The following is a 26,762-nucleotide window of genomic DNA, read 5'->3' as shown; positions in this document are numbered from 1 at the left end:
AGGGCCCTTTCGCCGGTGGATTTCTACACCGGTCGAGGGGGAGAATTTCGCGGAACTTCTCCCGGGCCGGTAGCGTCCTAAGTTTCGAGCGCGAGCCGAGCGAACGTTGAACGACGACGCCCAACTGATTGCCGAGGCCTTGCGGGGCCGTTCGGACGCGTTTGGCCGCCTGGTCGAGCGATACCAGGACCGTTTGTACAACACGCTGGTCCACCTGGTCGGCTCGGCCGAGGATGCCCGTGACGTGGCGCAAGACGCCTTTGTCCAGGCGTTCGTCAAGCTGGAGACGTTTCGGCAGAATTCGCAGTTTTACACCTGGCTGTACCGCATTGCGTTCAACCTGGCGATGACCCGCCGGCGCCGGCCGGGCGTGGTGACTTCGATCGAGCAGGTCCGAGATGCAGCAGGCATCGAGCCGGTCGACGACTGTCCCGCGCCGAGCGAGCGGATCGAAGGGCGCGAGCGCGATGCCCAGGTCCGCGAAGCGCTGGCCCGATTGAGCGAGGAGCATCGGACGGTGATTGTGTTGCGAGAAATCGATGGTCTCGATTACGAGGCGATTGCCGAGGTGCTCGAGGTACCCGTCGGCACGGTGCGCAGCCGGTTGCACCGGGCGCGACTGGAATTGCGCGATCAATTGAAAGAGGTTTTTCAGGCAGACATGTAGGTTTTTGTGCGCGGGACGCGCGGCGTCTGTGCACGGTTGAAACGGTTACGGGTCATGCAAAACGTTCCTCAAGAAGAGCTGCTGAGTGCCCTGATCGACGGCGAGCTGTCGCCGGCCGAAGCGGCACAGGTGCGCGCCTGGGTGGCCGAGAACCCCGCGGCCCAGCAGTTGCTCGAGGAGCTGCAGTCGTTGCGGACCAGCCTGCAGCGACTGCCCAAGCAGGCGCTCGACGGCGGTTTCGCCGAACGGGTGCTGCGGCAGGCCGAGCGGCAAATGTTGACCGGTGCCGACGACGCGCCGCGGGCGACGATCTCGATCGACGAGCGACCGGCGCCGCTGCAGCGCGATACCGCAAATGGCGGCGGTCGCAGCTTGCGTCCGATGTTGTGGGCGGCCGTGGCGATGGCGGCCGCGGTGATGCTGTTCACGCTGCTGCCGGGACAATTGGGCCCCGAGCGCTCGGAGGTCGCTGTTCAAGACGCGCGGCCGGGCGGCGACGCGCCGCAGGCTGGGTTCGATGTCCAGGTCGCCAAGGGAGGCGCGCCGGGCAGCGGCAACCGGATTCCCGACGACGTGCTCGGCCGCACGAGCGAACAGTCGCTGGGCATCGCGGCGGCCAAAGATTCGGCACGCGTCATGGGCAAGCTCGATACGGCCGATGTGCCCGGTGAAGGACAGTTGGTCACCGGGGACATCCAGCAGTTGCGCTATCAACAGCTCGCATTGAACAAGAACCGGATCAAGCAGCAGCCGGCCGAGCGCGTCGCCGTGGTGCAGGTTGAGCTGACGCCCGAGGCCGCGCGCACGGGCCAATTTGCCCAAGTCTTGGCGCGCAACGCGATCGATCTGGCCGAAGAACTGCCCGCCGAGGCTCCGGTACTCGCCGATGAAGCTGAGCCACGGGCTGAGCAGCACGATCGGGCAGCGGGGAGTCCGCCGGCCGGAGAAGAGACGCCGCCGGTCGACGTGTTCCTCGTCGAAGCGAGCGAAGCGCAGCTCGATGCCATGCTGGCCGATCTGACTGCGGAGCCCAAGTGGTTCGGCAACGTCGTCGTGGCCGACGACGCCGACCAGCTAGAGTTCTTCCACCTCGCGCCGACCGACCAATCAGCGGCTGCACCGACGCCAGAGACTGGGGCCGCTCCTGAAGTGGCCGGCGCGCCGGCCTCGACGGAATCAGCGGCGGCCGAGTCGCCGCCCGCACCTGACGCGCCCGCGGCTGCTCGCGAGGAACGTCCAGCGGCGACACCCAAGCAGGGGTTCGCGCTGTCGAAGCAGGTTCGCGGCCTGGCGCGGCGCATGCAGCAAGGCGGGGGCCGGCAATTGCAAGAGCTGCCGCAAACATCGCAAGCGGAAGCGCCCGCCGAATTAACCGACGCAGGTCAGGCCGGCGCCGCGCAACGGCGGGTCCTGTTTGTCTTGCAGGTTGCGTCGCAGCCGTCGAGTGCAGCGCCGCCCGGCGGCGGTCACCCGGCCGACGCGGCCAATATGGCGCCGGAGCAGCCGTAGGTCGCTGATCTGGTAGCAGCGCCGCTGCAGTCTTTGGCTGCGCTGCAGAATGCAGTCAGCAGCAGGCTCACTGTCTCCCCCCACGCTCGGGAAGCTGCGTCGAGTTGCGCGGAGGGGGCGGTCGTCGGTCAATGAGCGATTGCTCGGGCGACGATACGCCGTGGGAAGCACCACGATCTGCCCTCGCATGACCCGCCAGGCAGCCCCGCCCGACCCAGCCTACCGCTAGCGCAGGGTGCTGATTCTTTTTCGATCTTGCGATTCATCGCCGGAGGTTCGCCATGCGCGCATGGATCAGCGTCTGCGTCGGGGCGGCGTTGTGCGCAGCGGCTGAAGGGTACGCGCAGCAGCCGGGCGAAATCCGGTTCGTCCTCTACCAGCCGCCCACGAGCGCCGAGCCGACGTTGCCCGAGGTGGTCGTCACGCCCGAGGCGCCGGCCGAACCGGCTTCGCCACCGTTGCCGCCGTTCGAGGGCGGCGCGGGCGCGAGCCGAGCAGGATTGGGCGCAGGCGGCGGGGGCGTGGCCTTTCCCTCGCTGTCCGGGCAATCGTTCGGCGGCTTGAACAGCTTGATGCCCGGCGGCGAGTCGATCTTCGGCACGCCGCAGTTCGGTTCGATCACCACGCACCAGGAATTGCGCGAGCGGCAATCGCTGGACATGGTTCGGGCCCTGCAAACCGAGGCGGGCGTGATGGTGCAGACGACGGCCCGGGGACAGGCGTCGCCCTTTTTGCGTGGTGTCACCGGGCAGGAGATCGTCGTGCTGATCGACGGCATCCGCATGAACAACTCGGTCCTCAGGGCGGGGCCCAACCAGTACTTCAACACGGTCGATCCGGGCCTGGTCGACCGCATCGAGGTGATTCGTGGCGCCAGCTCGGTCGTGTGGGGCTCGGACGCCATCGGTGGCGCGATCAACATCGTGACGCGCTCGGCCGACCCACTGCGGGCCAACTACGGCGGGCCGGGGGCGATTCAGTATTTCAGCTCGTCCGACATGGCCTCGTATTCGCGCGTGACGACCGAGGCCTGGGTCGGCTCGACCGGCGTCTACGGCGGGGCCAGTTACATGAACGTCAACGATCTCGATCGCGGCGGAAATTTCGGCCGGCAGCCGTTTACCAACTACGACCAGAACGCCGGCGACGTGAAGTTCAACCTGCTGGTCGACGACGATCAACTGTTGACCTTCGCCGTGCAGCATTTTCAGCAGGACAGCGTCCCGCGCAGCGACCGCTTCCGCCCGTTCGTCAATCAGTACAACCCGAGCGCCGCCGAGCGGCCGACGTTCTTCGACCCGCAGCAGCGCGAGTTGGCTTACGTGCGAATGCAAGGCACGTCGTTGAGCACGCTGTTCGACAACTATTCGGCGACCGTGTCGTACCAGCGGACCAAGGAGGGCTTGATCGAAGACAATCTGACGACGAATCCCCAGCGGCGCGATATCGGCGAGTTCGACGTGAACACGTTCGGCAGCACGCTCTTGTTTTCGCGCGACCTGGGGCTGTTGGGCAACGTGGCCTACGGCGCCGACTACTACTACGACGATATCGACGCCTTCAAGAACCGCTTCAATCGCAACACGGGCGCGTTCATTTCCCCGCAGATCCCGCAATATCCGGACGACAGCATCTACGATCGCGCCGGCGGCTTCTTGCAATGGGACGTCGACATCACCGAGCGGCTGACGCTCTTGCCCGGTACGCGGTACGAAAACATCAACGTCTCGGGCACGCCGACCGTCACGATCAACGGGGTCAACACGAACGTCCCCCTGGATCGCACCTATCAGGCCTGGATCGGCTCGTGTGGCGCGGTGTACGAGCTGACGCCGAACTTGAACCTGGTGGGCGGCTACTACGAGGGTTTCCGCGGACCGAACGTCGACGACCTGGTGTCGACCAAGACGTTCGCGCAGCAGGGCCAGCAGTTCCCTGTGATCGGCACGTTCAATGTCCAGCCGGAATTTGCCAACACCTATGAATGCGGCTTCAAGCTCGATACCCCGCGGTTCCGCGGGCAGATGATCGAGTACTGGGTCGACTTTCAGGACTACATCACGCGCACGGTCGATGCGAGCAACAACGCGATCCTGAGCAACGTCGATGCCCGCATCAACGGTACCGAACTGGCCGGCGAATACCTGTTCGAGGGCAACTGGAGCCTGTGGGGAAATTTCTGGTACACGTTTGGCCAGAACCTGACGCAGGCGGAGCCGTTCAACCGGATTCCGCCAACGCAAGGCTATCTGGGCATGCGGCGGCGCGCGCCCGAGCTGTCCGGGTATCTGGATATCTTCGTCTGGATGGTTCGCCGGCAGGACCGCCTCACATCGCTCAACGCGGGAGACGCCCGCTTCCCGCCCGATGGCCAGCCGGGCTATGCCACGCTCAATGCCCGGGCAGGCCGGTTTCTCGACGAGGCCGGACATCATCGCGTCACGCTCGGCGCGGAAAACCTGACCGACAAGTACTATCGCGTGTTCGGCTCGGGGGTTGACGGGCCAGGGATCAACTTCCTGCTGGGCTACGAATGGGTGCGGTAGCCGCGGCGTATGTCCATTCGGGCCGGACGCGACGATAATAGCTGTACCGCCTGGCCGTGTGCGCTTGGCGGCGCGTCCCGTGTTTCCGGTCGAGCGTGCGAATTTGTTCTCCTGGCTGTTACAACGTGGGCTGATCGCGGCCGTCTCGCGGCCGTCGGCATGGTTCGTATCGCTGACGGCCCACGCCGGCGTGCTCGGGGCCCTGGCGGTCGGATGGACCACGACGCGCTTGCCCGGACCGAGTCTGGCGGGCCAGCAGAGCGTCGCCAGCCTGCAAGCAGCGCTGTCGATTCAATCGCCCGACTGGCGCGTCGCGGAGCTGTCGCCCAGCGAGTTGCCGATCGTCGCGCAGCTGGAACGAGTCCAGGCCGTGGAGCGCCCGGAACCGGTCCTGAACGAGGTCGAGCTGCCATCGGTCGAGGTCGCACTCGCGCCGCACACCGAGCCGGCCCCGCCGGAGCCGGCTGCCTTGCCCGAGGCAACGTTTGGGCAACATCCAGCCAGCCCGGAGTCCCAAGCGGCCGCGCCGCAACCGGTTCCAAGCGCCGACGAACAAAGCGCCCCGGCCCAGCCGCCCAGCGCAACACCGCAGCAGGGCGCGGAGGCTCAAGCCACGGCTCCCGCGGCGAGTATGCCGTCGGTGGCGTCGGCGCCTTCTGTGCAGAGCGTGGGTTTCGAGGCGACAGCACCGCGGCCCCTGTCGAACCCTCCGCCCTTGTATCCCGAGGCGGCACGCCGGGCGCGGCAGCAAGGTACCGTGATCTTGCGGCTGACCGTTGCGGTCGACGGCGCGGTGAAAACAATTGAAGTGGCCGATTCGAGCGGGTTCGAATTGCTCGACGAGGCTGCAACCAGCGCCGTGCGCAACTGGCGGTTTGCGCCGGCCGTAGCCGAGGGCCGGCCCGTGCCGTGGGTCGGCAAGCTTCCCGTGCGTTTTTCGTTGAGCGGTTCGTCATGACCGAGATCGAGCGTGATCGTGTGTTCGAGATGGCGACGTCGAACCTTCGGATTGGTCCGGGGGCGACGCGCGAGGTGGGGATGGACGCGGCCGACCTGGGCCTGCGCCGCGTGCTGGTGCTGACCGACCCGCGGCTGACCGGGCTGGCACCGGTGGCTACGGTGTGCGAAGCCTTGCGGGCCGAGCGCATCGAGTTCGAGTTGTTCGACCGCGTGCGGGTCGAGCCCACCGACGTTTCGTTCCAGGAAGCGATCGACGTGGCCCGCGAAGGGCGGTTTGACGGTTTCGTGGCCGTCGGCGGCGGCTCGGTGATCGACACGGCCAAGGCGGCCAACCTGTACACGACGTGGCCGGCGGCGTTTCTGGATTACGTCAACGCTCCGGTGGGCGCCGGCCGGCCGGTGCCTGGGCCGTTGCGACCGCTGATCGCCATTCCCACGACGGCCGGCACCGGCAGCGAGACGACGGGCGTGTCGATCTTCGACCTGTCGGCGACGCGGGTAAAGACGGGCATCGCGCATCGGCGATTAAAGCCCACCTTGGGAATCGTCGACCCGGAGAATACGCGAACGATGCCGCCGCTCGTGGCGGCCTCGACGGGGCTCGACGTGCTGTGCCATGCCCTCGAGTCGTACACCGCGATTCGCTACGACCAGCGGCCACGGCCCGAGCGCCCCAACCTGCGTCCGGCCTACCAGGGCCACAACCCGATCAGCGACGTCTGGGCCGAAGCGGCGTTGCGGCTGGTCGATCGCTATCTGTTCCGCGCGGTCGAAGACCCCGCCGACGACGAAGCCCGTGCCCAGATGCTCTTGGCCAGCGCCTTTGCCGGGATGGGCTTCGGCAACGCCGGCGTGCACTTGTGCCACGGCATGTCGTACCCGATCAGTGGCATGGTGCGCGACTATTACCCGCCGGGTTACCCGGACGATCACCCGTTCGTGCCGCACGGCGTCTCGGTGATCTTGACGGCGCCGGCCGTGTTTCGCTTCACGGCGCCGGCCGATCCGCAGCGCCATCTGCAAGCGGCCGCGATGCTGGGGGCCGACATGCGCGACGTCGCCGAGTGCGACGCCGGCGAGGTGCTCGCGCGGCGGATCATCGAGTACATGCGCCGGCTGGCGATTCCCTCGGGACTGGCAGCGATCGGTCTGACCGCGCAGGACGCGCCGGAATTGGCGCGGGGGACGCTGCCGCAACACCGCGTGACGAAGCTCGCGCCGCGCCCGGCGAGCGAGCCGGAACTGATTCGGCTCTTCGAGCAATCGCTGGTGCTGTGGTAAGTTCGCGTTTGAGTTCTGCGCCATTCGTCCCGTGAACGGTCATGCTGCCTGCTCTCAAGATCGACTTTCGCAGTACGCCGGTCACATTGTTGGTGACGGCCGTGGCGCTCGCGCTCGAGGTGGTGAGCACGTTCGATCCCAGCCCGGACATGGACCGCCGCTTTGCCTTGCAGGTCGATTGGCGGTTGGTGATCTCCTGGCCAATCTGGGAGGGCGAGTGGTGGCGGCCGCTGACCACCACCCTGCTGCACGGCAACCTGCTGCATGCCGGGTTCAATATCTATTGGATGCTCGTCTTGGGCCCGATCGTCGAAGGACGGATCGGCGCGCTGCGCTATGCGGGCCTGCTGCTGGTGTTGTGCTACGTGCCGGTGCTGCTCGACTATCTCGTGGTGATGCACCCGGCGGTCGGGCTGTCGGGGGCGGTGTATGGGCTGTTCGGCATGATGTGGGTCGGCCGGCGGCGCGAGCCGTACTGGGGCGTCGTGGTCAACGACGAGACGGTCCGCGTGATGATGGTCTGGTTCTTCTTCTGCATCGCGGCGACCTACCTGGGCTGGATGCCCGTCGCCAACGTGGCCCACGGCTGGGGGCTCGCGCTGGGCGTGTTGGCGGGCATGGTTCTGATCGATACCCGGCGACGGCCCGCCTGGATCGGCGCCTTCACCCTGGCGACGGTCGTTCCGCTGATCGGCCTGTTTTGGGCCCCGTGGCACCCGGGCTATCGCCTCGTTCGCTATAACCGCGCCGCGGCGAAATATCGCCACCAGATGCAGCCCCTGAGCGTCGAGCTCGAGCCCGGCGAGACCGCCGGGGAGGAACCCGGGGCAGGGTTGGAAGATGCGGAGATAAGTGTCGAAAAATAGTGGGTTTACGGCCGAATTCAGAGTTCTTGGACGCTGCCCCCTGCGCAAACCGGCCAGTGGCCAGGTTGTGTGACCTAGAGTTGAGCGGATCGCATCCCGGGGGTCCTTGCGGCCGCCACGGGTCGCCACTAATGTCACACGTGAACTTGGTTTTCTCGGGAACGCACGCATGCACTCGCCGGCTGTCGAACCGCAAGTCCCTGGAACCTCCCTGGCTGCGACAGAGAACTCGATGACGGAGGAAGGTGTGACTTTTCAAGAGGGACCGATCGACGGCGTCGTGATCCGCCCGCTCAAGCAGTTCAAGGATCACCGCGGCTGGCTCGTCGAGTTGTACCGCGAGGACGATCTGCCCGCTGAAAACCACCCGGTCATGGCCTATGTCAGCGAGACGCTGCCGGGCGTGGCCCGGGGCCCGCACGAGCACGTCGATCAGGCCGACTACTTCGCCTTCGTCGGCCCCGGCGATTTCAAGCTCTACCTGTGGGACACGCGTGAGTCGGCCGCGACCTATGGCCATCGCCTGACGATGATCGTCGGCGAATCGAATCGCCATGCCGTGATCATCCCGCCGGGGGTGGTGCACGCCTATAAGAACGTGAGCGATCGCTCGGGCTGGGTCTTCAACTGCCCGAACCGGCTGTACGCCGGCTACGGCAAGCAAGAGCCGGTCGACGAGATCCGCCACGAAGACCTGGTCGACAGCCCGTTTCTGCTGGACTGAGCGGCCGTTCTTGTCGGGCTGAGTGCCGTTGCTGCTGGACCAGTTAAGCCGCGGTTGGCGCTATTGGTCGCGAAACGCGGCAGCATTCCGAAGACGTTGCGCGACGCGACGGTGCAACCACCGTCAGCGGCGATCTTAAGCCGAGGACGTTCTGCGAACGTGCCCTCAGCACCGCAAGCGGGACTTTGGCCTGCCGCCTCTCCGCAATGAATTTGCGGGTCGTCCTCGAACGGATTATTCGAGCAACCCGCAAGCGCGGGCTTGCCAGGCGAACTAGCGCTCTCGCGAGCGCCAATCGCTTGCCTCGCCGTGTCAGACCGGAGCAGGTTGCTCCCTTCGATTGGACGCTCAGGGCACGCCCGCCTGCGTCGTTTGCGGCCGCCGGTCGAAAGATCAGCTCAACGCCGTCGAGGGATAGGCACCGACTGACACCAGAACCCGATCAGCTCGCGGCAATCCCATCACTCGACCGGCTTGACCTGCGATTCGACGGTGGTATTTAGCTCATCGAGTGGAATTCGCACCGCGAGAAAATGCAGGTCACGCCCGATGAGGTGCGCGACGGGTAAATGTTCTCTGTCAACGACGGATTGAGGAACAGGCCAGTCATCATCGACCGCATGCCACCAAATCCGATCCCGAAATAGCGCGATTTGCTTGCCCTTCAATTCGATCGGTTTTGCCTGCTCGAGATCGTCTTTCCATTTCGCGAAGTCGCCATCCATGCAGATGCTCAACATCAAGAAATCGGTGTTGTTTGTATAGCTCCGGCGAATCTCGCGAAGTGTGGCGTCCCATGCTTTGTAGTTTGGGTCGGATTCTGACCAGTAGACCACCAGCACGTACTTCCCGCCGAAGTCGGCGGTATCCACCTTACTGCCATGGCACATGACGCCGCCGATCGTTCGCGGCGCCTTGTCGCCGATGCGCACCGTTTGAGTTTCCGGAGCGGCCGCGACCGCCGCCAACGCGGCTTCCGTGTCTTTATCGGCGGCGTCGGCGCGCACCGCCAGGGCGATGGCGATCAGCAGAACAAGGTACACACTACTAATGATGCGTCGCATGACGAGCTTCCCAGGCCATTCGCGTTCGATTCCCTTGCCATCGACAACTGCCACGACTACCCGCCAAAGCGACTGGCTGACTGCCGATTCTAATGCGTACATCACCGTCTTACGAACGGATAGGATCGACCGTCTTGCTTGCCCCGGACGAACCGTCCGGCTGCCCGAACACAAAGCTCCGGTCACGCCCTCCTGAGCGTCCAATCGGTCTTTGACGGAAGCGCGACCGGCCTCGGTGCTGCCAAGCGTTCAGCTCACCATTCTGCAAATCGCGACACGCGCATTCCTGAGCATATCGACCTTGCTTTGCGTACTTGCAACTGAGAAAAATGGCGTGTCTGAAATCGCTTCGTTGCGCCCGGCCTGAAGGTACCAGAAAATCGTACGACCGTGTGTGAGTGTCTCGAATGACGCGAGCAAGCGTTTTTCGGACGCAGCGACACTACGAAGAGTTCAACCGTGCTGCAGGGTGCAAAGCGGCCGTCGGCAGATAGCTTTGGTGCCTTCAAGTAACTACTGCTAGGGACATTTCTATGACCGATCCTGCCGCGCCGATCACTGCGCTATACTATCCGTATTTGAACGTGAATGAGGATTGGCTCAAAGTCTCCCTGCTTTATTGGGACCGCGTGCGGAGAATCGTTCCGGTTGAGGCTGAATACGACGTAGCAGCCGATGACTCGGAAGGAGCCAAGCTCGCGCGCGACAACGAGCTGTTGATTAATACTCCGGCAAAAGACTACGTCGAAACGGCCGCCGCGAGTTTTCGAAAAAGAGTGCTACCTATTCTACTGAGTAGAAAAGAGAACATTCAGAAGGAAGCTGAGGCGATTCTGGCTATGCCCACCGCAGATTATCGCGGCACATTCGTGCATCGCGACAAGTTGTCAAAGCTCCTACTAGATGAGTTGACCGAATCGCGTCTAGCGCGGAGCCATGGGGACTGGGTGGTGTTGCCGAACAAAATGGCCTCACTCTATATGGTCTGCCTGGCCTCAGAAATGGCGGAACGCACAAAGCTCCCTCTTGTCACGGATGAAGACGAATTCAGTCCGTCGGGTGAGTATTGTCTATTCGGTAAACCGCCACGGGCACGGAAAGACGTAGTGAATCGGGATGTCCTGTCGCGTATCGGGATCGAGTTTCCAACAGCCGACTCAGTCCGTGACATTTCTATGAAAAAAATTCTCGGCTTTCGGGCCAAACGCATGGATGAGCTCAGCGCGTTTCGCGTTGCCGTAGAAAAGGTTGGCGGCATATTGACCGAAGCTAAGTCGACAGTCGAGGCACAGGAGGCGGTATATGCGGCTAAGAAGGAGGTTGAGCGTTCGCTGCGCAACTATAAAACCGTCCTGGATGAAGAAAGGGTCGCGAGTGCGAAAAACGCGATGGCAATTAGCGTGCCAACTCTCTTGGCTTCGACAATGCTTGTTCCGTACGTCAATCTCACAGCACTGGCAGCTACCGGCTTGACCGTTTTGGCAGTTGCGTGGTGGGCCGACCATCGCAAACGCGCGAGAAAGGCGATCATGGAGTGCCAATGGCATTACGCGCTTAGCGTTGGTAGCCTCGCGAAGGGAAACGGGGCCAGCAAGAAAGCGGGAGGTGGAGGCGGTTTTCGCCGGAGGCTCAGTCCACGGCGAAGAATGGCCCCAAAAAGGTAGGATTGCAATTTAGAATCTGTCGGGGGGTAAAGATGTCTCGCAAGGTGACCACTTTCGCTCGTGAGAGCCTCTCCAAACTCGCAGGCAAAGAGGCTGCTTGGGAATTCAAGACCTCCGTATGGCCTGCACGATTGTTTTCGAGGTGTACGCGAGTCCTCTTCGCGATTCTCGACATTCCCTCCGTGTGGAATTTCCTACGCCACTAAGATCCGAGGAGGAGCTTACAGGGCGAAACCCTTGCCTAGAATGAGTTTCGGCCAACTTAAGGTTCCCGCGCGGCGCGAGGATCGGAGAGAAGATGGGACCAATCGCAAGCAATCCGATCCTGCTTCAGTCCGATGCACCGAAGCGGTTGATCACTCATGGCCGCGCCCGGGTCGAACCGTCCTGAGTCACGAATGGATCGCCGGAAGGCGGTCCCGGTCGCGTCGACCGAAGTTGCCGAGGCGAGTGTGCGCGGTCGGGCCTGCTGCGAGCGCGGGGTTGCCGGGCGCGCGATACGCCGTTTGCGGCTGCGGTGCGATCGGGGGCGAGCATCCGCACTGGTGAGCGGCCGAAGTTTGCGTCGGCTTGTCGGGCCGACGCGTGTCAGCGGCCGTCCAGCAAGGCTCGCTTCCGGGTCGATCCGGTCCAGCAACGCATGCTGGCCGTAGCCACGACGCATTGGTCAGGGATCAGCTCCCCGTAACGGCACGACCGTGCATTGCTCTTGCATACCTAATACTGCTATGCATAATGATGCTATGCATAGCCGAGTGGTGGCTGCGCATCGCTTGCTGAAGGTCGACCATGCAGATCAACAAGGAGCTGACCGCCGCCTCGACGATTCCCCTGGTGCTCGCCATCCTGGCGGACGCGGACAGCTACGGTTACGCGATCATTCAACGCGTTCGCGAGCTCTCGGGCGGACGCCTGGAGTGGACCGACGGGATGCTCTATCCCGTGCTGCACCGGCTCGAGCGGTTGGGCCACATCAAGGCGCGGTGGGAAGCGGCCGAAAGTGGTCGCCGTCGCAAGTATTACCGGATCACGGCGCAGGGACGCAAACAGCTCGCCGAAGAGCGCAGGCAATGGCAGGTTGTCGACACGGCCTTGCGCGACGTCTGGCAGTTGCTATCCGTCAGCGCGCGGCCGTCGGCCCGACCCTGTTTCGGGGGAGCCTAGGCGATGTCGACGACCGATCCCTCGTGGTCCCTGGAAGCGCAAATCGACCAGTGGCGAAACTACCTCCGCCGTCGCCAGGCGATCGACGCGGTCGATGTGGCCGAGCTGGAAGACAATCTCCGCGAGCAGATCGGCGCTCTCCGCGGCGCAGGGCTTGCCGCGGATGAAGCGTTCCTGGTGGCCGTAAAGCGGATGGGCGCGCTCGATGAGCTGTCTTGCGAGTTTGCCCGAGAGCACGCGGAACGACTCTGGAAACAGCTCGTCGTTTCGTCGAGCGCCGACCCGACCTGGAGCACGGTTCAGACCGAGGGCCTCGTCGCGGTCGCGCTGGGGGTCGTGGCGGCGGGCCTCACGAAGCTGCCCGAGCTGTTTGGACTGAGTCTCGCGGATCACGAGGAGTTTTATCTCAGGAACCTGAGTTTTTTCACGCTGCCGCTGTTGACCGTCTATTTCGTCTGGCGGCGGCGGCTCACGGCCGGCAGGGCCCTGCAACTGGCCGCGGTGTTCGTCGTGGCGGGCCTTTTTGCCAACGTCTATCCCTTTGTGAAAGGAGGCCACACCCAGGCGCTCCTGGCCCTGCATCTGCCGATTGCCCTGTGGCTGGTGGTGGGCATGGCCTATGCAGGCGTCCGTTGGCGCGACGTCGCCGGCCGCATGGATTTCATTCGCTTCTCGGGCGAGTTGTACATCTATTACGTCCTGATCGCCCTGGGTGGCGGCGTGTTCATGGCCTTCCTGGCGATGCTCTTCAAGGCGATCGGGATCGATCCCGACCCGATTGCCGAATGGATCATGCCGTGCGGAGCGGCCGGCGCCGTATTCGTCGCTTCCTGGCTGGTCGAGGCCAAGCAAAGCGTGATCGAAAACATGGCCCCGGTGCTGACGCGCCTTTTCACTCCCTTATTCGCGATCCTGCTGATCTCGTTTCTCGCGATCGTGCTGTGGACCGGCCGTGCGATCGACATCTCGCGCGACGTGCTCATCGCCTTCGATCTGCTGCTGGCGGTGGTGCTCGGCCTGTTGCTCTATGCGGTCTCCGCGCGTGACCCGCGGTCGCCGCCGGGGGCCTTTGACTTCGTCCAGGTGGTGCTGGTGCTCAGCGCGCTCATGGCCGACGCGGTCGCCCTGTGGGCCATCGCTGCCCGCATCAGCGAGTTCGGCTTCAGCCCCAACCGCGTCGCGGCCCTCGGCGAGAACCTGATTCTGCTGGTCAATCTGGCCTGGGCCGTCGCACTCTACATCCGCTTCCTCCGCGGGCAGACTTCCTTCGAGAGCCTCGAACAGTGGCTCACCAGCTATCTGCCCGTGTACTTCGTGTGGGCGGCGATTGTCGTGATTGTGTTTCCCCCGCTGTTCGGGTTCCGCTGAGCCCGCGCAGGCATCGCCAGGGCTGCGATGCCTGCTGCCACCCGTCTCGACTACGGCGGCCGACGCTTCGGGTCGCCAGACGCCGCCAGCTCTCAAGAGCGTGCCGCGTCACTCGACCGCATGCGCCGCATTGTGGGCGAGCTTCTTCAAGTCCTGTTCGTCGGAGGCTGCGAGGCCGCTCTTGCCGAGTTCAACCACGACTCGCGTGAGAGTGCCCGTGAACTCGAACGGCATCTTGTCGCGATAGTCCTCGACGACGGGCGTGCCGGTGTCCCTGCCCACGTCCATGGTTTCGTCCAAGGAAAACCGCACGGGAATCGTGCGTTCGATCTTGCCCTGAGCGACTTCCTTGCCATCGACCGTAATGGTGCCCGTCCCTCCCTTTCCATACCCTCCGCCGTCGTACTGGAAGTCGACTTTGATGGTGTGCTTTCCCGCCGCGAGCTTGTCCTTACCCGTGACGCGGTACTTGTATTGCTTCTGGTTCGAGAGCGCATAATCGAATTCCGGTTTGCCATCCAGCAGCAGCAACGCCCAGCCGCCGAATCGCCCTCCTTGCGTAATCACGACGCCATCTGCCCCGTGCTCCGGAATCTCGACTTCCGCGGTGATGGAAAACGACCGATTCTTGGTGTCCGGGGCCGACCCTTCGGGCACGCGAAATGTCCCCGGGTAATAGGTAAACGTGTCGCGTCCGCGTGTGAGGCTCGGGCGGATGGACACGTCGGCACGTTCGGCGAAGGTCGCATCGAGCGGATACACGTGATACTTCTTGGCCTCCTGGTCGAAGATGGCTTGCAGTTCTTTCAGCTTGTCCGGGTTCTTCGCCGCCAGGTCATTCGACTGCGAATAGTCTTCCGCGACGTGGTACAGCTCCCACTTGAAATCATCCGGTTCGGCCCCGGCAGCGCCCGGTTCGGCCTTGGCCCACGGCAGTCGCATTGGACTCGTGCTCGCGATCCAGCCGTCGTGATAGATGCCCCGGTTGCAAAGCATTTCAAAATACTGGGTGTTGTGACGCGTTGGCGCTTGGGCATCGTCGAACGTGTAGACCAGGCTCGTGCCTTCGATTGGCGTTTGCTTGACGCCATTCAACATCGTCGGTTCCGTGACTCCGGCTGCTTCGAGAATCGTCGGCACAATGTCGATGATGTGGCAGAACTGGCTGCGTACTCCGCCTTGCTCCTTGATGCGCTGGGGCCAGGAAACGACCAGTCCGTTACGCGTACCGCCGAAATGCGACGCGACTTGCTTGGTCCACTGGAAGGGTGAATCCATCGCGTGAGCCCAGCCAACCGGGTAGTGGTTGTAGTTCAACGGGCCGCCGAGCGAATCCATGATGGAAGTGAGGTAGGAGATCGTCTCTTCGACGCCATTCGCGGCTACTCCCACTTCATTGGCCAGTCCCTGTAGTGTGCCTTCGCCGCTCGCACCATTGTCGCCCATGATGTAGATGATCAGCGTGTTATCGAGTTCGCCGGTGTCTTCCACGGCCTTGATGACACGGCCGATGTTGCTGTCGCAGTATGCTAGGCACCCGGCGTAGACCTCCATCATGCGGGCGAAGAGCTTCTGCTGGTCGGCGGTGAGCGAGTCCCAAGCCGGAATTTCTGGGGGTCGGGGCGTCAACTTCGTGCCCGCGGGGACGACACCTAGCTTGATTTGGCGTGCCAGCGTCTCCGCTCGTAGCTTGTCCCACCCTTGGTCGAATTGCCCCTTGAACTGTGCGATCCATTCCGCTGGTGCATGATGCGGAGCGTGGCACAGTCCTGGAGAGTAGTAGGCAAAGAACGGCTTGTTCGGTGCCAATGCCTGTTGCTGCCGGATCCACGCGATCGCATGGTCGGCCAGGTCGGCATCGAGGTGATACTTCGGGTCGTGCGGAGCTTCGACAGGCTTGGTGCCATCAAACAGAGCCGGATGCCACTGGTCCGTGTCGCCGCCGATAAAGCCGTAGAAGTATTCGAACCCTAGTCCCGTGGGCCACAGGTCGAACGGCCCGGCCTGGCTCGACTGCCAATCGGGGACGTTGTGGTTCTTGCCATACCATGAGGTGTTCCAGCCGTTTTGTTTCAGAATCTCCGCTACCGGGCCGCAACTCTTCGGCATCACCGAGTTGTAACCGGGGAAGCCGGTCCCGAACTCCGTGATGACGCCCGTGGCACACGTGTGGTGATTGCGCCCGGTGATGAGGGCTGCCCGCGACGGTGAACAAAGTGCCGTCGTGTGAAACATGTTGTATCGGAGCCCGGACTTCGCCAACTTGTCATAGTTGGGCGTCGGGATTGGCCCGCCAAACGTGGATGACGCGCCGAAGCCAACGTCGTCTGTGAGGATCAGCAAGACATTCGGAGCGCCCTTGGGGGCCTCGATGCCCTTGGGGAAGTCCGGAGTCGACTCCTTGGCCGTGCGGCCGATCTTGCCCTTGAACGGAGGCTCGGGCTTGGGCAGGACGTCGGATGTGTTCGTCGCCGGCGGGTTTTGTGCTTGAGCAGTCGCCGTCGACCAGCCGGGAGCGGTCAACCAGCCGATGAAGGCGGCAAACGCGATGACGATTGCAGCAACCAAAGTAGCTCTAGTTTGCATGGCTGCATCTCCTGATCGAGCGATGAGAGAAGTAGTTGCGGTCGAGTTTGAATAACCAGCGACCAGCGACGCAGAGATCGATGCGACGAAGTCGCCATCCGGCAGCGTCCAGGCCTTATCGAGATCCGTCTCGGTCGGAGCGGACCGGCGGACGTAGGTGAGCCCCGCCGCCGACGGTTTTGAGAGGAGCGCTCATCAAGAGCGGCCGAGTAGCGCAGACGAGAAGCTGGAAGCTGCACATCGGTCGAGTCTCCCAAGCATGAATACGACTGGCGAGCGAGACTGTACGCCAGGACAAGTGCTGGTCATGGTACCGCTGCCGTGGGAGACTTAGAATGATTCGGCGGCGCTCATTTGGGCTCATCCCCTACCTGGGCCGACCAACCATGCGGATCGACTTATTTGACGCCCAGATTTTGGCGCCGCTGGTCCGGTTCCTTGAATCCAATGGCGTCCGCAGCGAGGCCTTTCTCGACCGGGCTCGGATTCCTGGCGAGCTGATTCAGGGCGGGGGATGGATCACCAAGAAGCAGGCCTACGACTTCACGTTCGACGTTGTTCAGCGTTCTCGCCGCGCGGACGCCGTGTACGCGGCGTACTCTCAATTCGAGCTGCGGCATCTTGGCCCGATCGAAGCCGCGATGTGGAGATGCAAGACGGTCAAAGAGGCGCTGGAAACTTGTGCTTTGCTCGGAAACGCCGCTTACGAGGGGAACGAGTACTTCCTCAGGTCCGACGGCGACACGACCTGGTTTTGCTACCGGGAGCCCCAGAGCGCGTCGCTGGGGCAAATGTTCATTCCCGACATGACGCTGACGGTCTATCATCGTCTGGTCTGCGCCTTGGTCGACGATGACTGGCGGCCGTCCCAGCTTCTGCTCTGCGGCGAGCTGAGCGAGCGCCACCGCGGCATCGAGACCTTTCGCGACTGCCAAGTACGCGTCCATCCTCACGACACCGCGTTGGGTTTTCCCACAGGATTCCTGAGCCGGCGTCTACCAGCGTTCAAAGTTTCTGAACACGGCGCCTGGATTTCAGCTCCGGCCGATTGCGCACCCGTCTTCGACTCGTTGTATCGCCTCGTCGCTTCGCGCTTCACGTATCGCCTGTTGCCGACCTTGAATCACGTCGCGCGGATCGTGGGTGTGAGCCCGGCCACGCTGAAGCGTGCATTGTGGGCCGAGGGCACGACCTACCAAGGACTGCTCGACCGCCTGCGCTTTGACACGGCCTGCGAAATGCTGGCCATTCCACAGATGAAGCTCGACGAGATCGCGCACGAGCTCGGGTACTTCGGCACGAACAACTTCGTGCGGAGCTTTCGCCGGATGACGGGCCTGACGCCCGGCAACTATCGCCGCAAGATCCTGAGCGGCTGAGGGCGAGGTGTCACAACCGAGGGCGGTGTCGCAAGCGCAGCGAAGGGTAACTGGGCGGCGCGCGAGAATCGCGGAATTCCAAACCCGGCGGGTCCGCCGCTCGGGTTGACCAGCTAGTTCGGCGCGTTGCTCAACTTTGAATCTCTCCCATCAGGGTCAATACGACGATGACCGTTGCTGCCACCCACATGGCTGAGACCAAACAGAATGCCGTCAACATCGATCCGCTCCGGCTGCGGAACAGCTCCGGCAGAACCGCGACGTACGCCGACAAGATGCTGGCGCAGCCAACCATCTCTGCGGTACTGCCGTATCGCGGCAGACTGTAAAGCACGAAGAGGGCGCAGATCATCAAGATAAATGGGGGAGTGAAGACCTTCTTCGCTGCGATGGTTCCGCTCATAACACCCTCCTCGCGTGGATTGTTAATGCGAGTGTTGATGGGTCCGGACTCGTCTCTACACGACTTTTTTCTCAGGGCTCCTTGACGCATTTTATCGCCCAGCACGCACTTACAAGAATGGGATAACCTTGTGGCGAGACTGCCGACATCCGCATCCGTCTGATGACGCGAGGCGGGGAGTGATGCCCGCGTGCTGGTCGATGAAACGTTATCCGCGCACGGCGGCTTCGATCGTGGCGATGTCGATTTTTTGCATCTTCATCATCGCGTCGAAGGCGCGTTTGGTGGCGGCGCTGTCGGGAAGGGTGAAGGCGTTGGTCAGGGCGGTTGGCGTGATCTGCCAGTTCACGCCCCAGCGGTCCTTGCACCAGCCGCACTGGCCCTCCTCGCCGCCGCTACTGACGATCGCGTTCCAGTAGCGGTCGGTCTCGGCCTGATCGTCGGTCGCGACCTGAAACGAGAAGGCCCAGTTGTGTTCGACGCCGGGCCCGCCGTTGAGCCCGATGCAGGGAATACCCATCACGGTGAACTCGACGGTTAACACGTCGCCGGCCTGCGAGGAAGGATGTTCGCTCGGTGCGTAGATCACCGCTCCGACGGACGAATCGGGAAACGTCTCGGCATAAAACCGTGCCGCCGCCTCGGCGTCGCGGACATACCACAGGCAGATCTTGTTCTTGGCCGGATGAAGCATCGGAAAGGTCTCGGCGTGATGGGGTGGAAGCCTGAGGACGGCCTTGGCCAGCCTGACCGAGCGATCGGGCCGGCGGGGCTGCTCGAAGGGCGCGGGCCATTTTACTGCCTGGCCCGAGGACGACCTGGCCGTGAGCGGACCGGGGCTATTGCCCGACTGCGGCAGGCGAATGCCCCCGATCCGCACCGCTTTGTCGCGGGGGTTGAATCAATAATGATTATTGATAGACTGCCTCAGCGAACCGGGCGGCCGACGATTGCCGCGCGGTCAGTCCAGCCATCCAACACGGTCGGGAACGACGGGAGCGATCAAACATGGCGCAGCTCAAGGGTTCGAAGACGCACGATAACCTGAAACATGCCTTTGCCGGCGAATCGCAGGCGAACCGGCGCTATCTGTATTTCGCCAAGGTGGCCGACGTCGAAGGCTACCCGGAGATCGCCGCCCTGTTCCGTTCGACGGGCGAAGGCGAAACGGGCCATGCCCATGGCCACCTCGACTATCTGCGCAAGATCGGCGACCCGGCGACGAACCTGCCGATCGGCGACGTGGGCGAGATGCTCAAGGCGGCGGTGGCCGGCGAGACGCACGAGTACACGGACATGTATCCCGGCTTCGCCAAGACGGCCCGGGAAGAAGGCTTCGAGGAAATCGCCGACTGGTTCGAGACGCTGGCGAAGGCCGAAAAGAGCCACGCGGGCAAGTTCCAGGCGGCGCTCACCGAGTTGGGCTAAGCGTTCGCCGCGGCGTGCTGCCGCGTGGGGAAGTCTCGCGCCGCTGAGTCTTTTCCCCGGCGGAAAAGAATAGAGAGCGTGCGCGCGGGGTCAATCGCCCCAGCTGTCCGGTGCAATGCGATGTCCGCTGTGAATCCCAACAGCTCGCAACCGTTCTCGCCGACGCCCGGGTTGAGCTACAACCCGAACGATCCGCAGTACTTCGACGAGGCGGCGCTGGCCGGCGAGCTGCGCCGCGCGTTCGACCTGTGTCATTCGTGCCGGCTGTGCTTCAAATATTGCCAGTCGTTTCCCACGCTGTTCTCGGCTGTCGACGCCAACGACGGCGACGCGCTGACGCTCGAGGCCGAGGTCGCGCGCCAGGTCGTCGACGAGTGTTTCGGCTGCAAGCTGTGCTATGTGAACTGCCCCTATACGCCCGGCGAGGGACACGAGTTCCAGCTTGATTTCCCCGCGCTGATGTTGCGGGCCAAGGCGCAGCGCGTGGCGCGCGAGGGTGTGCCGCTGCGCGAGCGGATGCTGGCCGATCCCGACCGGTTGGGCCGGCAGGGCACCTTGTTGCCGGTGCTGAGCAACGCGGCCAACAAGAACCGCCTGTTCCGCGTGGCGATGGAGAAGACGCTGGGCGTGCATCGCGACAAGCTGTTGCCCGACTTTGTCAGCCCGACGTTCGAACAGTGGTTCGAGCGCCGCACCGACGGCCGGCGCGAAAGCGCGACGGGCACGCAGAAAGTGGTCCTGTTCTTCACCTGTTTTGTGAACTGGAACAACCCGCAGATCGGGCAGGACGCGGTCGAGGTGCTCGAGCGAAACGATTGCCGCGTGGCGGTGCCGGCCTTGGCCTGTTGCGGCATGCCGGCGCTCGACGGCGGCGATATCCCGTCGGCACAGCGCCAGGCGCGGCGCAACGTCGAGATTCTCGCGCCGTTCGTCGAGCGGGGATATGCCGTCGTGGCGATCAACCCGACGTGCAGCCTGATGCTCAAGAGCGAGTATCCCACGCTGCTGGACGAACGCTACGACGCCAACCTAGCCCCGCGTGCCCGAGCCGTGGCGGCGGCGACGATGGACGTGTGCGAATTCTTGTTCGCGCGGCGCAAGGCGGGGCAGTTCGACGAGCGATTTGCCAGCCGTCCGGCGGGTTCGATTGCCTATCACATTCCTTGCCATTTGAAGCGTCAGGCGATCGGCTACCCGGCGATGCAATTGATGCGGCGCATTCCGGGCGTGAAGGTCAAGCCGGTCGATCAATGCAGCGGCCACGACGGCACGTGGGCCATGAAAACCGAATATTTCACCTTGGCCATGCAGAATGGCCGCAAGGCGTTCGACGAGATGCGCGAGGTCGAGGCCGAGGTCTGGGCGAGCGACTGCCCGTTGGCCGCCGTGCAGTTCGAGCAGGCCACGGGGCGCAAGCCGTGGCACCCGGTGCAGGTCTTGGCGCGGGCCTATCGGGCCGACGGATTTGCCGGGCGGATCGCAGACCGTCCGACCGAGGAAAAATTGTCGCCGCCGGCGGGTGGAAATGATGCGTCCGGGTCGACGCTCGGATAGGCTTGGGCAAACTACGAGATTTGACGATGGCTGAATTACTCACGTTCGACGACATCCTCTCGCGCGACGAGTACGAAGCGATTCGCCCCGATTACCGTCGCAAGATCATGGTCGAGAAGCGTCCACGGCGGGTGCTGATCGGCAGCAACTGCTCGGCGCATATCGAGAACCGCGAGATCATGCGCTATCAGGTGCACGAAATGCTCCGGGCCGAGGGGACGTTCGGCAACCTCGAAGCGATCGAGGACGAGCTGCACGCGTACAACCCCCTGATCACGCGGGCCGACAGCCTGAGCGTGACGTTCATGTTCGAGTACCCGACGGAGGACGAGCGGCAGATCGAGCTGCCGAAACTCGTGGGGATTGATCGGCACATCTGGCTGGTCGTCGGCGAGCTGCCGCGCATCGCGGGCGAGTTCGACGCGGGCCAGATCGACGAGCACAAGGTGAGCAGCGTGCAGTTCGTACATTTTCCGCTCACGGATGCAGCCCAGCGCTTGATCGCGACGTCGGGCACGGTGTTGCGGCTGGTGATCGATCATCCGCACTACGTGGCCCAGGCCGTGTTGGGCGAGGAGACCCGCGCGGCGATTGCCCGCGACCTGGCGGCGTAGAAGTCGGTTGAATTCATCAAAAGGGCTCGGTACCGACGGGTAGCGAAACGCGGTGCGGGCGTTTATTTTTTGAACACCTTGAACTTCGCCACGAATCCACGATGAGGGAGATCGCAATGCGTAACTGGCAATATCGGGGAATGCTGAGCCTGGTGCTCGGCGGTGCGTTGGCCTTGGTCGGCTGCAAGCCGCAGAATCCGCCGCCGACCGATACGGCCCCCACGGCGGAATCGACCCCGGCCGCGGAGACAACACCGGCACCCGCGGCGACGCCGGCTGCCGAGGTGGCCCCCAGTACGACCGAAGCGGCTCCGGTCGAGACGACCACGGAGGCGGCCCCGGCGCCACCGAGCGCGAGCACGGAATCGACGTCCGGCACGACCGACGGCGACAGCTCGGCTGAAACGCTCGTCGCCGCGGCACCGGTACCGGAGACGTTCGAACTGCCGAGCGACGCGCTGCTGGCAGGGATTCCTGGCGAGGGCGCGTTGACGATCGAGCAGATCCAGGCCTGGCTCGACGACCCGCAGCATCACGTGCGGCCCAACTTTGTGTTGCCTTTGGGTCTGTCGGTCGGCGCGGCGCAATTGCAGATGCCGCACACCTCGCGTGCGATCATCGAGCTGGGACGCCAGTTGTATTTCGATACCCGGCTGTCGAGCGATAACACAATCAGTTGTGCCAGTTGCCACGACCCGGCCGAGGGTTTTGCCAAGCACACGCAGTTCGGCATCGGCGTCAACGGTCAGCAAGGCGGCCGCAACTCGCCGGTGAGCTACAACCGCATCTTGAGCACGCTGCAATTCTGGGACGGCCGCGCCGATTCGCTCGAAGCGCAGGCTGTCGGCCCGATCGCCAACCCGATCGAGATGGCCAACACCCACGAGCAGTGCGTCAAGACGCTGGCGGGCATCGAGGGTTACAAGCTGCAGTTCGAGACGATCTTCGGCGAAGTCAGCATCGAAGCGGTCGGCAAGGCCATCGCCGCCTTCGAGCGGATGATCGTGTCGGGTCCGTCGCCGTACGACTACGGCGAAGAGCTGCGCAAGTTCGCCGATGCCGACCTCGACGACCTGAAGGAGAACGACCCGGACTTGTATGCCGAGTATGAAAAGGCCAAGGCCGCGGCCGAAGCCCACCCGATGTCGGACAGCGCGAAGCGCGGCCGCGACATCTATTTCAGCGAGAAGGGCAATTGCAGCGCCTGCCACGTCGGCCCGAACCTGACCGACGAGAAGTATTACAATCTGGGCGTGGGTATGGACGCCGAGAAGCCCGACTTGGGACGCTACGAAGTGACCAAGGACGAGGCCGACAAGGGCGCGTTCAAGACGCCGACGGTGCGCAACGTGGCCCTGTCGGCGCCCTACATGCACGACGGCAGCCACGCGACGCTGGAAGAAGTCGTCGATTGGTACGTCAAGGGCGGGTTGGCAAATCCGCACCTCAGTTCACGGATCAAGAAGCTCGATCTGACCGATCAGGACAAAAAGGACCTGGTCGAGTTCATGAAGGCCTGTACGGGCGAATTCCCCAAGATTGCCACGGGACGACTGCCGAAGTAAGGCGGCGGCGCGATCTCGCCAGGTCGTGTACTCTCATGCAGCCTCCGGCTCGACGGGCCGGGGGCTGCTTGCGTTGAGCGGGTCGGGGGAGACCGGCCGGCTGGCGCTCGGGCCAGAGCCTGGCCCCTGTCCGCAGGGCGGCCCGTGGCATAGCATGGGGTGACTCAGGATGTGCGAAAGAGCACCCATTTTTTGGGGGCCGGTCTCACCGAGACCGAGTAGGCGCGCAAGGGCCCGGGGCGTTTGACCCCGTGCCGCAGCGAGTGTTGCCGTGGACGAAGCCGAAATCTATCAAGAGCACGTGCTCGATCATTACGAAGACCCCTATCACCGGGGCAAGTGTCCCGGCGTGACGCACGCGCACGAGGACGATAACCCGCTGTGCGGCGATGTCGTGCGGATCGAGCTGCGCGTCTCGCCCGAGGGCCGGATCGCCGAGGCCTGGTTCGACGGGGACGGCTGCTGCATCAGCCAGGCTTCGGCCTCGATGCTGGTCGAAAAGCTCGAAGGCAAGTCGCTCGACGAGGTGCGCAAGTTTTCGGCGCAGGACATGCTCGAGCTGTTCGGCGCGCGGCTCACCCCGAATCGACAGAAGTGCTGCCTACTGTCGTGGCGGGTGATGCAGGCGGCGGTATTCGGGTCGCTGGACGACGTACGGCCAGACGATTCCCGCGGCAGCGACGGCCCCGGCTGACGACGACGGTGCCCCGAGTGAAGACCATGCACGCAGTGGACGCGATTTCGACGCTCGACCCGGAACAGCTGCGGGGCGATTTTCCGATCCTGGCCACGCGCCTGCACGACGGCGTGCCGTTGTGCTACCTCGACAACGCCGCGACCACGCAGCGACCGCGGCAGGTGATCCAGTCGCTGGTCGACGTCTACGAGTCGAAATATGCCAACGTTCATCGCGGTATCCACTGGCTGAGCGATCAGAGCACCGATCTGTATGAAGAGGCGCGGGAAAAGGTTCGCGCCTTTCTCAACGCGCCGCACCGCGAAGAAGTCATCTTCACGCACGGCACGACCGAGGGAATCAACCTCGTCGCGCGGAGCTACGGCGAGCTGGCGATTCGCGCCGGCGACGAAGTGTTGCTGACAGAGATGGAGCACCACGCCAACCTGGTGCCCTGGCAGCAGTTGGCCGCGCGCTCGGGCGCCGTGCTGCGGTATATTCCGATCACCGACGACGGCCGGCTGCGGCTCGACCTGCTCGACACGCTGCTCAGCGAGCGGACGAAAGTAGTCGCCGTGACGGCCGTGTCGAACGTGTTGGGCACGATCAACCCGATCCGGGAAATCGTCGATCGCGCGCACGCCGCGGGGGCGGTGGTGCTGGTCGATGCGGCGCAGGGTGTGCCGCACGACGTGACCGACGTGCAGGCCTGGGACGCCGACTTCGTGGCGTTCAGCGGTCACAAGATGCTGGCGCCCACGGGCGTGGGCATCCTCTGGGGACGGCGCACGCTGCTCGAGCGGATGCCGCCATTCCTGGGCGGCGGCAGCATGATCCGTCGCGTTCGGCTCGACGGCTTCGAGCCGGCCGATCTGCCGGCGAAGTTCGAGGCCGGCACTCCGCCGATCGTCCCGGCCATCGGGATGAGCGCGGCGATCGATTACCTACAGCGCGTGGGGCTGGGCGCGATTCACGAACACGAGCGGCGGCTGGTCGAGCACGCGCATGCGCGGCTGGCCGAGGTGGGCGGCGTACGAATTCTGGGGCCAGCGCCGCAGTTCAAGGCCGGCATCGTCAGCTTTGTCGTCGATGGCGTGCACGCCCACGACGTGGCCCAACTACTCGATCGGCGGGGCGTCGCCATTCGCGCCGGGCATCATTGCACGATGCCCCTGCACAAGCGGCTGGGCGTCAGTGCCAGCAGCCGGGCCAGCTTCTATCTCTACAACACGCTGGCTGAGGTCGACACGTTTGTCGACGCGCTGATCGACGCGAAACGCGTGTTTCGCGTGCGGTGAAGAACGCGTCAGCATCGTGCATTCGTTGGTCGGGGATTCAGCCGCCGCGGGCTGCCGTTTCGTCGGCGATGCAGGCCTCGAGGATGTCGCAGGCCTGGGCCAACTCGGCCTCGCTGATCACCAACGGCGGGCAGAGCGTGAGTATGTTGCCCATGGTGAGCTTGAAGCTCAGGCCGCGCGACAAGGCACGGTACATAATCGAATCGGCTTCGTCGCTGGCGCGCTCGCGCGTCGTGCGATCGCGGACCAGTTCGATGCCCAGCAGCAAGCCGAGCCCGCGGACGTCGCCGATCAGCGGATGACGCGCCTGCATGGCCCGCAGCCGCGCCAGCGCCCATTCGCCGAGCCGCGCGGTGCGCGCCACCAGGTCGTGCTGCTGGAGATAGCGGATCGTGGCCAGCGCCGCGGCGCAGCACACGGGATTTTTTTCGTGGGTGTAATGGCCCAGCGCGCGGTCGCCGGCGACGTCGAGCCCCTCGCGCGCCACGATCGCGGCCAAGGGGAGCACGCCGCCGCCGAGGCCCTTGCCGATTACCAGCACGTCGGGGACGACGCCGAAGTGCTCGCAGGTGAACATCCGGCCGGTGCGGCCCAGCGCGTGCGGAATCTCGTCGAAGATCAACAGCGCGCCGTGCCGATCGCAGGCCGCGCGGATCCGCTGCCAATACTCGGGCCGGGGGATGTACGGCGTGCTGCGGACCGGCTCGGCCACCACGGCCGCGACGTCGCCTTCCTTTTCGAGCATGTACTCGACCAGCGCCGCGCACTTCAAATCGCAGCCGCCGCGCTGATGGCAGTCCCAAAGACAGCGATAGCTGTCCGGCGGCGGGACATGTTCGGTGCCCGGCAGCAGCGGCCCGATGTCGCCGCGAAACACCTCTTCGCCCCCGACGCTGATGGCGTCGAGCGATGCGCCGTGGAACGAGTCCCACATCGAAATCGTCTTGTAGCGCCCGGTCGCCACGCGGGCCAGCTTGAGCGCCATGCCGATGGCGCTCGTGCCGCCGGGGCAGAACAGGACCTTATTCAAATCGCCGGGGGCCAGCTCGGCCAGCGTCCGGGCCAGCTCGACGGCGACGTCGTTCGTGTAGCGGCGCGTGCAAAACGGCAGCTCGTCGAGCTGCGCCTTGATGGCGGCGATCACCTCGGGATTGCCGAACCCGACCTGGTGGACGTAGTTGCCGTGGAAATCCATATAACGGCGGCCCTCGACGTCCTCGATCCAGATGCCCTCGGCCTTGCGGATCGCGTTGAGGCACGGCGTCGAGAGCGACTGGTGCAAGAACCAGCGTGCATCTTCCGCCAACAGCTCCTGCGTCTCGGGGCCGAGGTGCTCCTGCTGCCAGGCACGACGGCGCGGCGAGACGTTCGTATCGCCTTCGCTCTTGGCGTGCGAGAGATCGCGGCGCGGTTGGGGCATGGGGCGGTGGCGGTGGCCTGGGGGGT

The 26,762-nt window shown here is 64.0% G+C and carries 22 protein-coding genes; 17 read left to right on the top strand and 5 right to left on the bottom strand.

What is annotated here, in order from left to right; translation table 11 throughout:
• The first annotated feature begins 106 nt into the window (after positions 1 to 106).
• The 7 genes from K1X74_01060 (at position 107) to K1X74_01030 (ending at position 8,553) form a co-directional block, all read left to right on the top strand.
• On the top strand, positions 107 to 667 hold the full coding sequence (locus K1X74_01060) for a sigma-70 family RNA polymerase sigma factor (GenBank protein MBX7164911.1): 561 nt from the start codon (positions 107 to 109) through the stop codon (positions 665 to 667).
• A 54-nt stretch (positions 668 to 721) separates the two neighbouring features.
• Positions 722 to 2,176 (top strand): zf-HC2 domain-containing protein, encoded by a 1,455-nt coding sequence (locus tag K1X74_01055; protein ID MBX7164910.1) that lies wholly within the window; start codon positions 722 to 724, stop codon positions 2,174 to 2,176.
• Between the two features lie 281 nt (positions 2,177 to 2,457).
• Positions 2,458 to 4,722 (top strand): TonB-dependent receptor, encoded by a 2,265-nt coding sequence (locus K1X74_01050; GenBank protein ID MBX7164909.1) that lies wholly within the window; start codon positions 2,458 to 2,460, stop codon positions 4,720 to 4,722.
• Positions 4,723 to 4,786: 64 nt separating this feature from the next.
• On the top strand, positions 4,787 to 5,680 hold the full coding sequence (locus K1X74_01045) for an energy transducer TonB (GenBank protein ID MBX7164908.1): 894 nt from the start codon (positions 4,787 to 4,789) through the stop codon (positions 5,678 to 5,680).
• Entirely contained in the window at positions 5,677 to 6,963 is a 1,287-nt protein-coding gene (locus tag K1X74_01040; protein MBX7164907.1) for an iron-containing alcohol dehydrogenase, read from the top strand. The genes K1X74_01045 and K1X74_01040 overlap by 4 nt, the downstream gene beginning before the upstream one ends.
• A 41-nt stretch (positions 6,964 to 7,004) precedes the next feature.
• Entirely contained in the window at positions 7,005 to 7,829 is an 825-nt protein-coding gene (locus tag K1X74_01035) for a rhomboid family intramembrane serine protease (protein ID MBX7164906.1), read from the top strand.
• 232 nt (positions 7,830 to 8,061) lie between these two features.
• On the top strand, positions 8,062 to 8,553 hold the full coding sequence (locus K1X74_01030) for a dTDP-4-dehydrorhamnose 3,5-epimerase family protein (GenBank protein ID MBX7164905.1): 492 nt from the start codon (positions 8,062 to 8,064) through the stop codon (positions 8,551 to 8,553).
• A gap of 461 nt (positions 8,554 to 9,014) precedes the next feature.
• Here the strand turns inward: K1X74_01030 and K1X74_01025 are convergent, their stop codons facing one another.
• On the bottom strand, positions 9,015 to 9,617 hold the full coding sequence (locus K1X74_01025; GenBank protein MBX7164904.1) for a hypothetical protein: 603 nt from the start codon (positions 9,615 to 9,617) through the stop codon (positions 9,015 to 9,017).
• Positions 9,618 to 10,150: 533 nt separating this feature from the next.
• On the opposite strand from K1X74_01025, the gene K1X74_01020 reads away from it, so the two are divergent.
• The 3 genes from K1X74_01020 to K1X74_01010 all read left to right on the top strand — a co-directional run bounded on the left by K1X74_01020 (position 10,151) and on the right by K1X74_01010 (position 13,813).
• A complete protein-coding gene (locus K1X74_01020) occupies positions 10,151 to 11,281 on the top strand; it encodes a hypothetical protein (protein ID MBX7164903.1) in 1,131 nt (376 codons plus the stop codon).
• Between the two features lie 789 nt (positions 11,282 to 12,070).
• A complete protein-coding gene (locus K1X74_01015; GenBank protein ID MBX7164902.1) occupies positions 12,071 to 12,445 on the top strand; it encodes a helix-turn-helix transcriptional regulator in 375 nt (124 codons plus the stop codon).
• A gap of 3 nt (positions 12,446 to 12,448) precedes the next feature.
• Entirely contained in the window at positions 12,449 to 13,813 is a 1,365-nt protein-coding gene (locus K1X74_01010) for a permease prefix domain 1-containing protein (protein ID MBX7164901.1), read from the top strand.
• A 108-nt stretch (positions 13,814 to 13,921) separates the two neighbouring features.
• Here K1X74_01010 and K1X74_01005 read toward each other — a convergent pair whose 3' ends face one another.
• Positions 13,922 to 16,399, bottom strand: coding sequence for an arylsulfatase (locus tag K1X74_01005; protein MBX7164900.1), 2,478 nt, complete (start codon positions 16,397 to 16,399; stop codon positions 13,922 to 13,924).
• Between the two features lie 386 nt (positions 16,400 to 16,785).
• On the opposite strand from K1X74_01005, the gene K1X74_01000 reads away from it, so the two are divergent.
• Complete coding sequence (locus K1X74_01000) at positions 16,786 to 17,778, top strand: AraC family transcriptional regulator (GenBank protein ID MBX7164899.1); 993 nt, start codon at positions 16,786 to 16,788, stop codon at positions 17,776 to 17,778.
• A gap of 130 nt (positions 17,779 to 17,908) precedes the next feature.
• Here the strand turns inward: K1X74_01000 and K1X74_00995 are convergent, their stop codons facing one another.
• Both K1X74_00995 and K1X74_00990 read right to left on the bottom strand, forming a co-directional pair.
• Entirely contained in the window at positions 17,909 to 18,181 is a 273-nt protein-coding gene (locus tag K1X74_00995) for a hypothetical protein (protein MBX7164898.1), read from the bottom strand.
• 208 nt (positions 18,182 to 18,389) lie between these two features.
• Positions 18,390 to 18,875 (bottom strand): VOC family protein, encoded by a 486-nt coding sequence (locus K1X74_00990; GenBank protein ID MBX7164897.1) that lies wholly within the window; start codon positions 18,873 to 18,875, stop codon positions 18,390 to 18,392.
• A gap of 314 nt (positions 18,876 to 19,189) precedes the next feature.
• Between K1X74_00990 and K1X74_00985 the strand changes: the two genes are divergently transcribed.
• The 6 genes from K1X74_00985 to K1X74_00960 all read left to right on the top strand — a co-directional run bounded on the left by K1X74_00985 (position 19,190) and on the right by K1X74_00960 (position 25,316).
• A complete protein-coding gene (locus tag K1X74_00985) occupies positions 19,190 to 19,609 on the top strand; it encodes a rubrerythrin family protein (GenBank protein MBX7164896.1) in 420 nt (139 codons plus the stop codon).
• Positions 19,610 to 19,729: 120 nt separating this feature from the next.
• The gene (locus K1X74_00980) at positions 19,730 to 21,163 is read left to right on the top strand and encodes an anaerobic glycerol-3-phosphate dehydrogenase subunit C (GenBank protein ID MBX7164895.1); all 1,434 of its coding nucleotides are present in this window, start codon (positions 19,730 to 19,732) and stop codon (positions 21,161 to 21,163) included.
• A 26-nt stretch (positions 21,164 to 21,189) separates the two neighbouring features.
• On the top strand, positions 21,190 to 21,777 hold the full coding sequence (locus K1X74_00975) for a DUF3501 family protein (protein MBX7164894.1): 588 nt from the start codon (positions 21,190 to 21,192) through the stop codon (positions 21,775 to 21,777).
• A 443-nt stretch (positions 21,778 to 22,220) separates the two neighbouring features.
• Positions 22,221 to 23,342 (top strand): c-type cytochrome, encoded by a 1,122-nt coding sequence (locus tag K1X74_00970; GenBank protein MBX7164893.1) that lies wholly within the window; start codon positions 22,221 to 22,223, stop codon positions 23,340 to 23,342.
• Positions 23,343 to 23,613: 271 nt separating this feature from the next.
• Positions 23,614 to 24,036 carry an iron-sulfur cluster assembly scaffold protein gene (locus K1X74_00965; protein MBX7164892.1) on the top strand — a complete coding sequence of 141 codons (423 nt, stop codon included), beginning with the start codon at positions 23,614 to 23,616 and terminating at the stop codon, positions 24,034 to 24,036.
• A 26-nt stretch (positions 24,037 to 24,062) separates the two neighbouring features.
• A complete protein-coding gene (locus tag K1X74_00960; protein ID MBX7164891.1) occupies positions 24,063 to 25,316 on the top strand; it encodes a cysteine desulfurase in 1,254 nt (417 codons plus the stop codon).
• A 37-nt stretch (positions 25,317 to 25,353) separates the two neighbouring features.
• Here K1X74_00960 and K1X74_00955 read toward each other — a convergent pair whose 3' ends face one another.
• Positions 25,354 to 26,736: an aspartate aminotransferase family protein gene (locus tag K1X74_00955; protein ID MBX7164890.1), complete on the bottom strand. Its 1,383-nt coding sequence runs from the start codon at positions 26,734 to 26,736 to the stop codon at positions 25,354 to 25,356.
• Between the last annotated feature and the right edge of the window lie 26 nt (positions 26,737 to 26,762).

Source organism: Pirellulales bacterium (genome assembly GCA_019694435.1).
Classification (GTDB): Bacteria; Planctomycetota; Planctomycetia; order Pirellulales; family JAEUIK01; genus JAIBBZ01.
Note: the sequence above shows the minus strand (reverse complement) of the source record. Positions and strands in the feature narration are given on the sequence as shown.